This is a genomic window from Rhodopseudomonas sp. B29 (assembly GCF_000333455.1).
Lineage (GTDB): Bacteria > Pseudomonadota > Alphaproteobacteria > Rhizobiales > Xanthobacteraceae > Rhodopseudomonas.
In genome coordinates, this window is record NZ_BADD01000142.1 from 1 (window position 1) to 13,579 (window position 13,579).

Annotated in this window: 11 protein-coding genes and 3 pseudogenes; 6 read left to right on the plus strand and 8 right to left on the minus strand. The window is 64.6% G+C overall.

All coding sequences use genetic code 11. The features are described from left to right. The 3 genes and pseudogenes from I5M_RS05260 to I5M_RS05270 all read right to left on the minus strand — a co-directional run. Positions 1 to 1,177: efflux RND transporter permease subunit (locus I5M_RS05260; protein WP_022720450.1), on the minus strand; the 1,177-nt coding region annotated here is incomplete at its 3' end. Further along, a pseudogene (locus I5M_RS29210) lies at positions 1,174 to 2,248 on the minus strand (efflux RND transporter periplasmic adaptor subunit). The gene I5M_RS05260 and the pseudogene I5M_RS29210, both read right to left, overlap by 4 nt. Before the next feature lie 109 nt (positions 2,249 to 2,357). Continuing rightward, positions 2,358 to 3,344: pseudogene (locus I5M_RS05270) on the minus strand (efflux RND transporter periplasmic adaptor subunit); the annotation flags it as partial. A 59-nt stretch (positions 3,345 to 3,403) separates the two neighbouring features. Here I5M_RS05270 and I5M_RS05275 point away from each other — a divergent pair. From I5M_RS05275 to I5M_RS05285, 3 genes are all read left to right on the plus strand, one after another. Continuing rightward, a complete protein-coding gene (locus I5M_RS05275) occupies positions 3,404 to 4,024 on the plus strand; it encodes a TetR/AcrR family transcriptional regulator (protein ID WP_022720453.1) in 621 nt (206 codons plus the stop codon). A 154-nt stretch (positions 4,025 to 4,178) separates the two neighbouring features. Then, positions 4,179 to 5,699, plus strand: coding sequence for an ATP-binding protein (locus I5M_RS05280; protein ID WP_022720454.1), 1,521 nt, complete (start codon positions 4,179 to 4,181; stop codon positions 5,697 to 5,699). Between the two features lie 90 nt (positions 5,700 to 5,789). Next, positions 5,790 to 6,899, plus strand: a complete 1,110-nt coding sequence (locus I5M_RS05285; RefSeq protein WP_022720455.1) for an S-(hydroxymethyl)glutathione dehydrogenase/class III alcohol dehydrogenase — start codon at positions 5,790 to 5,792, stop codon at positions 6,897 to 6,899. Between the two features lie 235 nt (positions 6,900 to 7,134). On the opposite strand, the gene pqqE is transcribed toward I5M_RS05285, so the two are convergent. From pqqE to pqqA, 5 genes and pseudogenes are all read right to left on the minus strand, one after another. Beyond that, entirely contained in the window at positions 7,135 to 8,313 is a 1,179-nt protein-coding gene (gene pqqE / locus I5M_RS05290; RefSeq protein ID WP_022720456.1) for a pyrroloquinoline quinone biosynthesis protein PqqE, read from the minus strand. Next, a complete protein-coding gene (pqqD, locus tag I5M_RS05295) occupies positions 8,310 to 8,618 on the minus strand; it encodes a pyrroloquinoline quinone biosynthesis peptide chaperone PqqD (RefSeq protein WP_022720457.1) in 309 nt (102 codons plus the stop codon). Before pqqD ends, pqqE begins: the two co-directional genes overlap by 4 nt. A gap of 2 nt (positions 8,619 to 8,620) precedes the next feature. Next, positions 8,621 to 9,386: pseudogene (gene pqqC, locus I5M_RS29215) on the minus strand (pyrroloquinoline-quinone synthase PqqC). Then, positions 9,383 to 10,306: a pyrroloquinoline quinone biosynthesis protein PqqB gene (pqqB, locus tag I5M_RS05305; protein ID WP_022720458.1), complete on the minus strand. Its 924-nt coding sequence runs from the start codon at positions 10,304 to 10,306 to the stop codon at positions 9,383 to 9,385. Before pqqB ends, pqqC begins: the two are co-directional and overlap by 4 nt. 99 nt (positions 10,307 to 10,405) lie before the next feature. Continuing rightward, positions 10,406 to 10,486, minus strand: coding sequence for a pyrroloquinoline quinone precursor peptide PqqA (gene pqqA / locus I5M_RS34020; RefSeq protein ID WP_022720459.1), 81 nt, complete (start codon positions 10,484 to 10,486; stop codon positions 10,406 to 10,408). A 208-nt stretch (positions 10,487 to 10,694) separates the two neighbouring features. Here pqqA and I5M_RS05315 point away from each other — a divergent pair, with 208 nt between their 5' ends. The 3 genes from I5M_RS05315 to I5M_RS05325 form a co-directional block, all read left to right on the plus strand. Further along, complete coding sequence (locus tag I5M_RS05315; protein ID WP_022720460.1) at positions 10,695 to 11,426, plus strand: GntR family transcriptional regulator; 732 nt, start codon at positions 10,695 to 10,697, stop codon at positions 11,424 to 11,426. 169 nt (positions 11,427 to 11,595) lie between these two features. After that, positions 11,596 to 12,873, plus strand: a complete 1,278-nt coding sequence (frc, locus tag I5M_RS05320; protein ID WP_022720461.1) for a formyl-CoA transferase — start codon at positions 11,596 to 11,598, stop codon at positions 12,871 to 12,873. Positions 12,874 to 13,041: 168 nt separating this feature from the next. After that, on the plus strand, positions 13,042 to 13,579 hold a 538-nt coding region (locus I5M_RS05325; protein ID WP_022720462.1), incomplete at its 3' end, for an MFS transporter.

The window sequence follows — 13,579 nt, forward strand, 5'->3', positions numbered from 1 at the left end:
CGCCGAGCGAAATACGCTGCAGCGAGATATCGGTGATCGACATCACCATGAAGGTGATGGCCAGCACCAGCGGAATCGAGATCGCCACCACCAGGCCGGCGCGCATGCCGAGGCTGATGAAGCTGATCGCCAGCACGATCGCCACGGCCTCGAACAGCGCGCGCGTGAAGCCCGACACCGCCTCGTCGACGATCTGCGGCTGATCAGAGACCAGATGCACCTCGGCGCCGACAGGCAGATCGGCGGAGATGCGCTTCATCTCGGCTTTCAGCGCCTCGCCGAATTGCAGCAGGTTGGCGCCGGTCTTCATGCCGATGGTGAGCGCGATCGCCGGCTCGCCGTTGAAGCGAAACAGGGATGTCGGCGGATCGACGTAGCCGCGGCGAATGGTGGCGACGTCGGTTAGCGGGAAGAAGCGATCGTTGACGCGAAGGTTGATCGCCTTGAGGCTTTCTTCCGAAGCGAACTGACCGCTGACGCGGACGCTGATCCGCTCCGGCCTGGCCTGCAGCACGCCGGACGGCGTGATGGCGTTCTGCGCCTGCAGCGAATTCAGGATCGAGCGCTGATCGAGGCCGAGCGCCGCCACCTTGCGGGTCGAGAATTCGAGATAGATCACTTCGTCCTGCGCACCGACGATGTCGACGCGGCCGACATTGGGCACCTGCAGGACCTGGGCGCGCACCTGCTCGACCTTGTCGCGCAGCTGCCGCTGGGTCAGGCCGTCGCTGGTGAAGGCGTAGATGTTGCCGTAGACGTCGCCGAACCGATCGTTGAAGGCAGGACCGACGACGCCGGACGGAAAGTCGCCCTTGATGTCGTTGATCATGTTGCGAACGCGGACCCAGGTGGCCGGCACGTCGCGAGCTTTGGTGGAGGCGCGTAGCTCGACGAAGATTGTCGTCTGTCCGGGCGTGGTGATGCTCTTGGTGTAGTCGAGCGACTCCAGTTCTTCGAGCTTCTTCTCGATGCGGTCGGTGACCTGCCGGGTCGTCTCCTCGGCCGAAGCGCCCGGCCACTGCGCCTGGATCACCATCGTCTTGATGGTGAAGTTGGGATCTTCCTCGCGGCCGAGATCGAGATACGAGAAAAGTCCGGCCGCCATGAAGGCGATCATGAAGTACCAGACCAGCGAGCGGTGCTGCAGCGCCCAGTCGGACAGATTGAACGACTTCACGATGCGGCTCCTTCGTCGAACCGGACCTTCCGGCCGTCGTGAAGATGATGCACGCCGGCCGTCGCGATCCGCACGCCGGCCTTGATCTCACCGGTGACCTCGACCCAGCCGTCGTCCTTGGCGACGATCTGGACCTTGTGCTTGCTGACGCTTCCGCTGGTTGGATCGATGTGCCAAACGAACGACTGCGAGCCTTCGGTGAGGATCGCGGTGGCGGGCAGCCGGAAGCCCTTGGCCGGCGGCCCCGGGATCAGCGTGGTGATCGTCGTACCCAGCCTGAATGTGTCCGGCGGATTCTCCAGGATGATACGCACCCGCCGCGCGCGGGTGACCGCGTCAGCCTGCGGCGCGATCTCGCGCACCTTGCCTTCGACTTTGATCTTCGGATCGATCTGGAGAGCCACCATCAGCGGCATGCCGATCTGCAAACCGCCGGCGATGTCATCGCTGACATCGATCACCGCCTCACGCACATCGGGCCGTGCGACGGTCACCACGGTCTGGCCGGGACCGACCACCTGGCCGACCTGGACGCTGACGGATGTCACCACTCCCGCGTAATCGGCTGAGACCTTGGTGTAGCTGAGCTGCTCTTGCGCCTTGGCGAGCGCTGCCTGGGCGCGCACTACCGCGGCCTGAGCTGCCGCATCGCCCTGTTCGGCGGAATCCAGCGTCGCCTTCGTGGTCGCTCCGCTTTCGATGAGAGAGCGCTGACGATTGGCTGTGCCGCTGGCATTGACGAGCTGCGCCTGGGCGGTGGCGACGTCGGCAGTAGCCGAGCGCACGGAGAGCTCCGCCGCGAACGGATCGACCGCGGCGATGAGTTGCCCCTTGCCGACGCTGTCACCGACATTGACCGGACGCGCAATCAGACGGCCGAGCATGCGGAAGCCGTAGTCGGTCTTGAAGCGAGGCTCGACGGTGCCGACCACAGCGACGTTGACGGCTGCGATCGGCGCCACCACCGTCGACAACACCGGCCGGATCGGCTCCGGCGCCTCGGCCTGCTTGTTCGCAGCCTGCGACCAGCACGGCAGCCGCGATCAGTGCGGTGACGCTTGCAGCCCTCATGCGGCGCCTCCTTCGACAGTGACGATCTGGCCGGGGCGCAGCATCTGCCGCCGTCGACAACGACGCGCTCGCCGAGTGCGAGGCCCTTGGAGATGACGACCGAGTTCGTCTCGTAGCTTTCGACCACGACGCTTCGCAGCGACACTGTGTTGTCTTTCGGGTTCAGCACCCACATGGCCGGGCCGTGTTCGTCGGCGGTGAGCGCGCTCCACGGCAGCACGATCTTGTCTTGCGGCTTACCGCGGCCCTCGCCGATCACCGCACTGCCGAGCGTCATGGCGGCCGGCGGGTTTTCGATCGACAGCTTGACGCGCACCGTCCCGGTCTTCGGATCGATGGCCGGGGCGATCTCCCGCGGAGTTGCCCGCGCGGTGACCTGCGGGTTGGACACCAGCGTCAGTTTGATCAAGCCGTCCTTCAACGGATTGAGGAAAATAGTTTCGTAGACGTCGAACACCGCGTCGCGGGCGCCGTCCTCGGCCAGCGTGTAGGCCGATTGCGCCGACTGCGCGACCTGGCCCACTTCGACATTGCGCGCCGTAATGATGCCGGCCGCACTGGCGCGTAGTTCGGTATAACTCAAGGCATCAGTAGCGATGCCGAGCTGGGCCTTGGCGGTGTCGAGCGAGCCTTCGGCAACGCGCAAACCCTCCTGCGCCTGGTCAAAAGCGACGCGCGTGGTGAAGCCGCTGGCCATCAGCGACTTCTGGCGTTCGAACGTCGCGGTGGCCAACTTCAGTTGAGCTTCGGCCGAAGCCACGGACGCCTGGGCGCCGAGAAGGTCGGCCCGTTGTTCGGTCGGATCGATGCGCGCGAGTACATCGCCGGCATTTACGTGATCGCCGACATCGACCAGGCGCTCGGTCACGCGACCGCTGACGCGAAACGACAGCTCCGTGGAGACACGCGCCTGCACGTCGCCGGTCAGCCGGATCACCCTTTCGCGCGGCTGCGCGATGACGGCCTCGACCTTGACGAGCGCCGCCGGGCGGGCCGGCTGCGCAGCCGGCCCGCAGCCGGAAAGGCTGCCTGCAACCAATGCCAGGAGCGTGAATCTGCGCGGATCGATCAAGACAATCCTCCAAGTTCCCGCCATCAATATTATTGACTAACCCGAAAGTCAATAATACTGTGCGTTGCATCCGGAGTGAACAAATGGGTCCCGAACTCAAGAAACGGTCCCGCCGCAAGGCGGAACGACCGGCCGAAATTCTCGACGCGGCGTATGAGGAATTCGTGAAGCATGGCTATGCGGCCACCCGCCTCGAGGACGTCGCGGCCCGCGCCGGCGTGACCAAAGGCACGATCTATTTCTACTTCGACACCAAAGAACGGGTGTTCGAAGAGATGGTGCGGCACAAATCGCACGCCTTCCTGCCGGAGTTGCAGGCCTATACCCGTTCCCTGACCGGCAGCTATGCCGAGCGGCTACGGGATCTCATCGTCTTCACTTATGCACACATTGCCGAGGATCGGACTGCGCGCGAGACGCTGCGTTTTCTAATCTCCGAAGGTGGCCGTTTCCCCGGTCTGGTCGATCGCCACAACGCCGAGTTCGTGCAGCCGATGATCCAGACCTTCCAGGCCGTCATCGAGGCAGGTGTCGCGGCCGGCGAATTCCGCAACACGCCGGCTGCCGGCTTCACCGACATCGTGATGAGCCCTGCGGTGCTGCTGAGTCTGTGGTCGCTGGTGTTCGGCGAGCGGCGGCAAGTCGACATGACGGCCTTCACCGAAGCCAGCATCGATCTGATCATGAACGGCCTCCGCAAATGAGCATCTGCGGTCTCGCCGGTCGGCGCGAGGTCGAGGTTCCGCACCATCGAACATCAACCGTGCATAACGCTGCAGTTGCGCCCGGCAGTGCTCGACTGTGCGGCTTGCGATTGCTAATCCGGCCGCTCGCCTAAAGGAGACCCCGAGCCGCGCCATGACCGTTTCGATCGAGATCGGCCAAGTCAATTCGGGTGGACCGGCTGTGCTCGATCTCGAAGAACTGCTGGCGACGCGCCTTCTGGTGCAGGGCAATTCCGGTTCGGGTAAATCGCATCTGCTGCGGCGTCTGCTTGAGCAGAGTGCACCGTGGGTGCAGCAGGCGATCATCGATCCGGAAGGCGACTTCGTCACGCTCGCCGAACATTTCGGTCATCTGGTCATCAACGCCGAAGACCACACTGAACGCGCCCTGCAGGTTGCGGGCGAGCGCGCCCGTCAGCATCGTGTCTCGGCTGTGCTCAATCTCGAAGGCCTCGATGCCGAGAACCAGATGCGCCGTGCCGCGGCGTTTCTCGACGGCATGTTCAACACCGCGCGCGATCATTGGTACCCGATGCTCGTGGTGGTCGATGAAGCCCAGCTGTTCGCGCCGGCCGTCGCCGGCGAAGTCTCGGACGAAGCCCGCAAGCTGTCACTCGGTGCCATGACCAACCTGATGTGCCGCGGCCGCAAGCGCGGCCTCGCCGGCATCATCGCCACCCAGCGCCTCGCCAAGCTCGCCAAGAACGTCGCGGCCGAAGCTTCGAATTTCCTGATGGGCCGAACTTTCCTCGACATCGACATGGCACGCGCCGCCGATCTGCTCGGCATGGAGCGACGTCAGGCCGAAGCGTTTCGCGATCTCGAACGTGGCCAGTTCATGGCCCTCGGCCCTGCTCTGTCGCGTCGCCCGCTCGGGATGCGGATTGGCCCGACGCAAACACATCCGCGCAGCGGCACGCCGAAGCTGATGCCGCTGCCCGAAGCCGCGTTGGAAGATGCGCGCGCCGTGATCCTCGCCGAGCCGCCGCCCGAAACATCCAATCGTCCTCAGCGCCGCACGCCGGCGCCGGATCTGCTGAGCCAACTGATGGCGGCAAAGTCGGCCGCGATCGAAGCGGCGCCCGAGCCGGAAGCGACGCCGCTCAGCGACGAAGAGATCACGCAGCGCCGCGAGCGGCTCGATCGCATCCTCACCGCCATTCTCGCCGAGCCCGACGCCGGCTTCCGCGCCATCGGCGTGCTGTATCAGGAATTTGTCGTGCGCTGCCGAATCGAGGGGCTCGCCGCTGCCGTCCCAGACATGACCGAGTTTCGTCGCATGCTGACGCACGCGCGCGCCGGCCTCACCGCCGAAATGGCTGCCGACACCGCGTGGCAGGACGTCACGTTGCGCGCCAGCATCCTGCCCGAGGACATGCAGGGCGTTTTCATGGTGATCGCGCGCGCCGCCAAAGAAGGCTGGCCCTGCCCCGGCGACGCTGCGCTGGCGCGCGCTTACGGCACCCACTCGCTGCGCCGCGCCCGGCGACTACTGACCTATATTGAAGAGCAGGGCCTGATCGTCTGCCAGACAGACGGCGCCGGCCGGCGCATCGTCACGCTGGTCGAACTCGCCTGGGCGACCGCGCCGGGCGATCCCAATGCGCCTGATGATGCCCCGCTCGAAGACGAGCGCCGCGCCGCGTCCGCCTAAAATCCTCGCAGCGATCCGCAGCAGAAAACGGTTCAACTCGTCGCGCCGATTTGCCATACGAGGCGCAATCGCATCTGCAGGAGGATCGCCATGAAGACCCGCGCCGCCGTCGCGTTCGAAGCCAAGAAGCCGCTCGAAATCGTCGAACTCGATCTCGAAGGGCCCAAGGCCGGCGAGGTCCTGGTCGAGATCAAGGCGACCGGCATCTGCCACACAGACGCCTACACGCTCGACGGCTTCGATAGCGAAGGCATCTTCCCGTCGATCCTCGGCCATGAGGGCGCCGGCATCGTGCGCGAGGTCGGGCCCGGCGTCACCTCGGTCAAGCCCGGCGATCACGTCATCCCGCTGTACACGCCGGAATGCCGGCAGTGCAAAAGCTGCCTGAGCCAGAAGACCAACCTGTGCACCGCGATCCGCGCCACGCAGGGCAAGGGCCTGATGCCGGACGGCACCTCGCGCTTCAGCTACAAGGGCCAGACCATCTATCACTACATGGGCTGCTCGACGTTCTCGAACTACACGGTGCTACCCGAGATCGCCGTCGCCAAGATCCGCGACGACGCGCCGTTCGACAAGAGCTGCTACATCGGCTGCGGCGTCACCACCGGCGTCGGCGCCGTGGTCAACACCGCCAAGGTGACGCCCGGCTCCAACGTCGTGGTGTTCGGCCTCGGCGGCATCGGCCTCAACGTGATCCAGGGCGCCAAGATGGTCGGCGCCGACAAGATCGTCGGCGTCGACATCAACGACGACAAGGCCGAATGGGGCCGCCGCTTCGGCATGACCGACTTCGTCAACCCGAAGAAGATCGACGGCGACATCGTCCAACATCTGGTGGCGCTGACCGACGGCGGCGCCGACTACACGTTCGACTGCACCGGCAACACCACCGTGATGCGCCAGGCACTCGAAGCCTGCCACCGCGGCTGGGGCGTCTCGGTGGTGATCGGCGTCGCCGAAGCCGGCAAGGAAATCTCGACCCGCCCGTTCCAGCTCGTCACCGGCCGCGTCTGGAAAGGCAGTGCCTTCGGCGGCGCGCGCGGACGCACCGACGTGCCGAAGATCGTCGACTGGTACATGAACGGCAAGATCGAAATCGACCCGATGATCACCCACGTGCTGAAGCTCGAGGACATCAACAAGGGCTTCGACCTGATGCACGAGGGCAAGTCGATCCGGTCGGTGGTGGTGTTCTAAGCCGCTGAGACGCAGGCGACACCCCTCCTCGCGATGACCTACAGGTTCGTCATTCCGGGGCGCGCGAAGCGCGAGCCCGGAATCCATAGCCCCTGGACTCGCAGTAAAGCACGAGGCGGCAACGCCTCTTTATAGAGTAGACCGCAGTGGTTATGGATTCCGGGTTCGCCGCTACGCGGCGCCCCGGAATGACAAAAGGGAAACACTATTCATCGGAATGAAGAAAAAGGTCGTACTACGCACCTTCCACCGTCCCGCCCGCAAAATTGCGGTACAGGAAGCGATCACTTCCCGTCTCCGCTTCCGACTCCGCTGTCTTGAAGATCCGCTCATGCAGCGGTGACAACGCGCAGGCGGGGTCGGTTGCCGCGGCATCGCCGGTCAGCGCGAAGGCCTGGCAGCGGCAACCGCCGAAGTCGATCTCCTTGAAGGCACAGCTGGCGCACGGCTCCTGCATCCAGCCTGTGCCACGATAGCGATTGAAGGCTTCGGCCTCGCGCCAGATCTGCGCGATGGAAGCGTCGCGCACCGATGGAAATTCACGCCCCGTGATCGTCTCCGCGGCATGGCACGGCAGCACCTTGCCGCTCGGCGAGATGTTGAAGAATTGACTGCCCCAGCCGCCCATGCACTTCTTCGGCCGCAGCGCGTAGTAATCCGGAACGACGTAGTCGATGGTCAGCACGCCCTTCAGCCGCTGCTGTGCGGCTTCGACGATGGCGGTGCAGTCCTCGATCTGCTGTAGCGTCGGCATCAGCGCGGCGCGGTTCTTCAGCGCCCAGCCGTAGTACTGCACGTTGGCGACTTCGAGCCGGTCGGCATCGAGCGCAACCGCCATCTCGATGATGTCGGGCAGCAGATGCAAATTCTGCCGGTGCATCACGGCATTGACCGTGAGCGGCAGATCGAGTTCGCGGGTCCAGCGCGCGACCTCGAGCTTCTTGGCGTGACCGCCGGCGAAGCCCCCGACGCGATCGGCGATCTGCGGCTCGCTGCCCTGGAAGCTGATCTGCACATGCGCCAAGCCAGCGTCCGCCAGGGCGGCCAACCGCTCGCGCGTGAGCAGGACCGCCGAGGTAATCAAATTGGTGTAGAGCCCGACATCGGTCGCGTGCTGCACCAGCTCGACCAAGTCCTTGCGCGCCGTCGGCTCGCCACCTGAGAAATGCACCTGCAGCACCCCGATAGAAGCGAGCTCACTGAGCACGTGCTTCCACTCGTCGGTGGTGAGTTCGGCGCCGGCGCGCTCCAGCTCCAGCGGATTGGAGCAATACGGGCACTGCAGCGGGCAGCGATGCGTGACTTCGAGCAGCACCGCCAGCGGAATGCCGTAGCTCTGCGCGACGCTCGGCTGTGCGCTTGCAGCAGCCGTTTCGCCGGCGCGTGTTGTGTCGTCTAGGTGAAGCTCGCTCATGGCGTCTTCTCCTTGGCCTCGGCCAGAAAACCCTTGTCGGCGAGATCCTGCAGCATCGCCACGACATCGGCACCGATTTCACCGCGATCGGCTGCGTATTTAGCGGCAAGCACGTCGACGATATCGGCAACGGCACGCGCACCATCGCAGAGCTGCAAAATCTCCACCGCAATCTCGTCCGGCGCCAGCACGCGCTCGGGCGCCAGGATCACCCAGCGCTGCCGCGTCTCGTCGAATTTCAGCCGCGCGTGGCGCGGCAACACTGGCCGTGTCGTCTCGCTGACCTCGACGCGGCGCGGCGCCATTTCTATCGGCCCTCCGGCACGAAAGCGCCGGGCGGAATGTGGCCGTCGACATAAGCGTGATGCAGCGCGTCGAGCTGCGCCCACAGCACGTTGGTTTTGAAGATCAGCGCGTTGCACACCGCTTCGCGCTCGGCCGGCGTGGTGGCGTGGCGCTTGACGTAGTCCAAAGCGAAGTTGGCATCGCGCGGCGCCTGCTCCAGACGGCGCTTGAAGTAGCTCATGATGTCCGGATTGACGAAGTCGTAATGCGCCAGCATGCCGGAGATGCGCTCCTCGTGCAGATTGGGCGCGAACAGCTCGGTCAGCGATGATGCGATCGCCTCCAGCGGCGTGCGGTCGCGGACGAAATGCACGTAGGCGTCGACCGCAAACCGCGTCGCCGGCAGGATGCCTTGGGTGGATTCGACATAGGCGGAATCGAGCCCAAGCCCTTTCGGTCAACTTCAGCCAGCGTTCGATGCCGCCTTCACTGCCGAGGTCGCCGTCGTGATCCTCGATGCGGTGCCGCCATTCGATGCGGGTGGCGCGATCGCGAAACCGCGAGATCACCACCGCGTCCTTGATCGGGATCGTGCTCTGATAGTAGTAGCGGTTCAGCGCCCAGGCCTGCACCTGGCCCTTGTTCAGCTTGCCGCCGTGCAGCAGCCGATGAAATGGATGCAGGTTGTGATAGCGCGTGGCGCCGATCTGGCGCAGCGCGGCTTCGAGCTCGTCGGCATTGGCGAGTGGCGCAGAGCCATTCAGTGAAAACGCGGTCATCGCATTCACAGTGTCACCTCTGTGCCATCGGCGGGGATCTGCCAGCCCGCGGCTTCAAGCTGGCTGCGCTCCGCAGAGTCGCTGCTCAGCGCCGGGTTGGAATTGTTGATGTGCACGAAGATTTTTCGGCCGATGCCGAGATCCGCGAGCGCATCGAGCGCGCCGCTCTCCCCTGACATCGCAATGTGCCCCATCGCCTGCCCGGTCTTGCGGCCGAGCCCGGCCGCGATCAGTTCGTCGTCCCGCCACACCGTGCCGTCGAACAACAACAAGGGCGCCCCCGCGAGCCGCGCCCTCAACTCGTCGGTCACGCGGGCACAGGCGGTGAGAACGTGCACCTGATCGCCGCTTCGCTGATCCGTGATGGTCAGCCCCAGCGTGTCTCCGTCGCCGCCTTCGCCGCCCGGATGGGTCTGGCCTTCCAAGTACCAGGCGCCTTTGCCGGGCACCGCAAAGGGCAGCACCTCGAGACCGGCGGACGAGCCGTCCGGAAGCTTCAATCCGAATACGTCATCGATCGCGATCGGCTGCCGCGCGACCAACTGCTCATTGAGGACATTGAAGATGCTGTTCGATTTGAGGATCGCCAGCACCCTAGCGTGCGCATAGATCGTGAACGGTGTGCCCTCACGCATCGACAACAAGCCCGCCACCGCATCGACCTCGCCATTGGTGAGGATCACGCCGGCAATCGGGCTATGGCGCAAGGCGCCAGCGCGGGGATGAAGCTGCGGCGCCGCAATGATCTGCTGGCGCAGATCGGGCGAGGCGTTGATCAAAAACCAATGTACGCCGTCAGCACTGATCGCCACTGAAGCCTGGGTCCGGCGAAGCCGCGGATCAGCAAACGCGGCGCGGCAATTCTCGCAGCCGCAATTCCACTGCGGCACGCCGCCACCGGCCGCTGCGCCCAGAATCAGGATGTGCATCTAAACCCCTGAAGCTGACGGACGTGGCCAGCCCCCAAAACGATCACGGGGCGCGCAGCCCTGCGCCGCCCGCCCCGACTCGATCGGCCGATCGTTCGCTTACTTGCGCGCGGCGCACGCGTACATGTTGATTTCCATGCCCACCGGCACTTCGACGATCGTGGGTTTCTTCCAAGCCATGGCGTCTCTCCTTCCTGACTGCAGATCTGCGGCTGCAAGAGCCTGAGCGTAGGCGCAGCGAACAACGCTCGCAACAACAACCGGTTGCGCACTGCAGCGATCAAGCCGTGGTGAAGCCTGGGGAACCCGGCTGAGGGCAGCCTTGACCTCTGGCATCTGGTATGCCAGATGGGCTCACAGGAAAAGCGGCAAGGGCCAGGACAGCCGGATGATCGCGCGCGCGCGGACCAAACCAACCGAGCGGGTGCGCGAACCGGACCTCGGCATTGCGCCGCTGACGGCCGAGGCCAGCTTCAAGGCCAAGGCCTATGATGCCCTGAAACAGGCCATCCTGAAGATGGACATCTACACCACGCCCGAGCCGGTGATGCTCGACGAGCGCGCGCTGTCGGAAAAGCTCGGCGTCAGCCGCACGCCGATCCGCGAGGCGATCGCCATGCTGGAGCAGGACGGGCTCGTGAAGGCCCTGCCCCGCCGCGGCATCGTGGTGGTGCGCCGGACCAAGGCGGAGATCGTCGACATGATCCGCGCCTGGGCGGCACTGGAGAGCATGGCGGCGCGGCTGATTACCCAGACGGCTCATAAGAAAGACATCGCAGCGCTGCGCGACGTGTTCCGGGATTTCGGCCCGAAGCGGCTGCCGCAGGATCACATCGAGGACTACTCGCGAGCCAACATCGCCTTTCATCAGGCGCTGATCTCGCTCAGCGAATCCCCGGTACTGGTCGACATGACCAACGACATTCTGATCCACGTGCGCGGCTATCGCCAACTCACCATCGGCCGCAAAGAGCGCATCGCCGCATCGCTGCCCGAGCATCTGGCGATGATCGAAGCCATGGAAGCGCGCGACACCGAACGCGCCGAAAAGCTGGCGCGCGATCACACGCTGCGGCTCGCAGCGTATGTGGAAACGCACGGCCAGGAGTTGTTCGCGTGAAATCCAAACAACCTTCTCCGTCATTGCGAGCGAAGCGAAGCAATCCAGCTCAGTGCGCTGCGCTGGATTGCTTCGTCGCTTCGCTCCTCGCAATGACGGCGGGAACCGTAATGCACTCGGCAAGCTACACAGCCGCTAACGACCAATTCCGACACCAGGGAGTAATCCAATGACCAAAGCCCTCGACGGCGTTCGCGTACTCGACTTCACCCACGTTCAATCCGGCCCGACCTGCACGCAGCTGTTGGCCTGGTTCGGCGCCGACGTCATCAAGGTCGAGCGGCCCGGCGTCGGCGATATCACGCGAGGCCAGCTGCAGGACATCCCTAATGTGGACAGCCTGTATTTCACCATGCTGAACCACAACAAGCGCTCGATCACGCTCGACACCAAGAACCCGAAGGGCAAGGAAGTCCTCACCGCGCTGATCCGCAGCTGCGACGTGCTGGTGGAGAATTTCGGTCCCGGCGTGCTCGACCGCATGGGTTTCACCTGGGAGAAGATCCAGGAGATCAATCCGCGCATGATCGTCGCCTCGATCAAGGGCTTCGGTCCCGGCCCGTATGAAGACTGCAAGGTCTACGAGAACGTCGCCCAGTGCACCGGCGGCGCCGCCTCGACCACCGGCTTCCGCGACGGCCTGCCGCTGGTCACCGGCGCGCAGATCGGCGACTCGGGCACCGGCCTGCATCTCGCGCTCGGCATCGTCACCGCGTTGTATCAGCGCCACCACACCGGCCGCGGCCAGCGCGTCACTGCCGCTATGCAGGACGGCGTGCTCAATCTGTGCCGCGTCAAGCTGCGCGATCAGCAGCGTCTCGAACACGGCCCGCTGAAAGAATACAGCCAGTTCGGCGAAGACGTCCCGTTCGGCGATGCCGTGCCGCGCGCCGGCAACGACTCGGGTGGTGGCCAGCCCGGCCGCATCCTTAAGTGCAAGGGCTGGGAGACCGATCCGAACTCCTACATCTACGTCATCACGCAGGCGCCCGTGTGGGAGAAGATTTGCGACGTGATCGGCGAGACCGGCTGGAAGACGCATCCGGACTACGCCAAGCCGGCCGCGCGCCTGAAACATCTCAACACCATCTTCGAGCGCATCGAGCAGTGGACCATGACCAAGACCAAGTTCGAGGTGATGGAAATCCTCAACAAGGACGACATTCCCTGCGGGCCGATCCTGTCGATGAAGGAACTCGCCGAGGACCAGTCGCTGCGCGCCACCGGCACGGTGGTCGAGGTCGATCACCCGGCACGCGGCAAGTATCTGTCGGTCGGTAACCCGATCAAGCTGTCGGATAGTCCGACCGACGTGAAACGCTCGCCGCTGCTCGGCGAGCATACCGAAGAGATATTGCGCGACGTGCTCGGCTTTACCGACGCGCACATCGCCGAAATCCACGAATCCGGCGCCCTCGCCCCGCCGCGCAAGCAGGCTGCCGAGTAATTGCTGCATTGCATCGCCGCGCCCGTGGTCTGACGGGCGCGGCGACTAATCACCTCGAGCTCTGATCTCCCGTAGCTTCTGCATTTCCCTGCTTGCGCCCGGTGTTTCCGCCCCTCACAATGGCGGCTGGTAACGGCTCCCGACAGAGGAGCTGGCCTTGGAGGAAACATGACGGACACGGTGCACGGGGTGACCGCCGCCCAGACGCGGCGCGTGACGGAGACCTATCGTTGGACGCAACTGGCGATCGGCGTCGGCGCGATGGTGATGATCGCCAACTATCAATACGGCTGGACGTTCTTCGTCCCCGACATTCAGAAGACCTTCGGCTGGGACCGCGCCTCGATCCAATGGGCATTCACACTCTTCGTGCTGTTCGAGACCTGGCTGGTGCCGATCGAGGGCTGGTTCGTCGATCGCTACGGCCCGCGCATCGTGGTGCTGATCGGCGGCATCCTGTGTGCGATCGGCTGGGCGATCAATGCACATGCGACGACGCTGTCGGGCTACTATCTCGGCATGATCGTGGCGGGCATTGGCGCCGGCGGCGTCTACGGCACCTGCGTCGGCAATGCGCTGAAATGGTTTCCGGACAAGCGCGGTCTGGCGGCGGGACTGACGGCTGCGGGCTTCGGTGCGGGCTCGGCTCTCACCGTGGCGCCGAATCAGGCGATGATCCGCGACTCCGGCTTTCAGACCACTTTCA

Coding starts and splice junctions, on each gene's coding strand:
- I5M_RS05275 (WP_022720453.1), top strand. CDS start 3,404: ATGGGTCCCGAACTCAAGAAACGGTCCCGCCGCAAGGCGGAACGACCG.
- I5M_RS05280 (WP_022720454.1), top strand. CDS start 4,179: ATGACCGTTTCGATCGAGATCGGCCAAGTCAATTCGGGTGGACCGGCT.
- I5M_RS05285 (WP_022720455.1), top strand. CDS start 5,790: ATGAAGACCCGCGCCGCCGTCGCGTTCGAAGCCAAGAAGCCGCTCGAA.
- pqqE (WP_022720456.1), bottom strand. CDS start 8,313: ATGAGCGAGCTTCACCTAGACGACACAACACGCGCCGGCGAAACGGCT.
- pqqD (WP_022720457.1), bottom strand. CDS start 8,618: ATGGCGCCGCGCCGCGTCGAGGTCAGCGAGACGACACGGCCAGTGTTG.
- pqqB (WP_022720458.1), bottom strand. CDS start 10,306: ATGCACATCCTGATTCTGGGCGCAGCGGCCGGTGGCGGCGTGCCGCAG.
- pqqA (WP_022720459.1), bottom strand. CDS start 10,486: ATGGCTTGGAAGAAACCCACGATCGTCGAAGTGCCGGTGGGCATGGAA.
- I5M_RS05315 (WP_022720460.1), top strand. CDS start 10,695: ATGATCGCGCGCGCGCGGACCAAACCAACCGAGCGGGTGCGCGAACCG.
- frc (WP_022720461.1), top strand. CDS start 11,596: ATGACCAAAGCCCTCGACGGCGTTCGCGTACTCGACTTCACCCACGTT.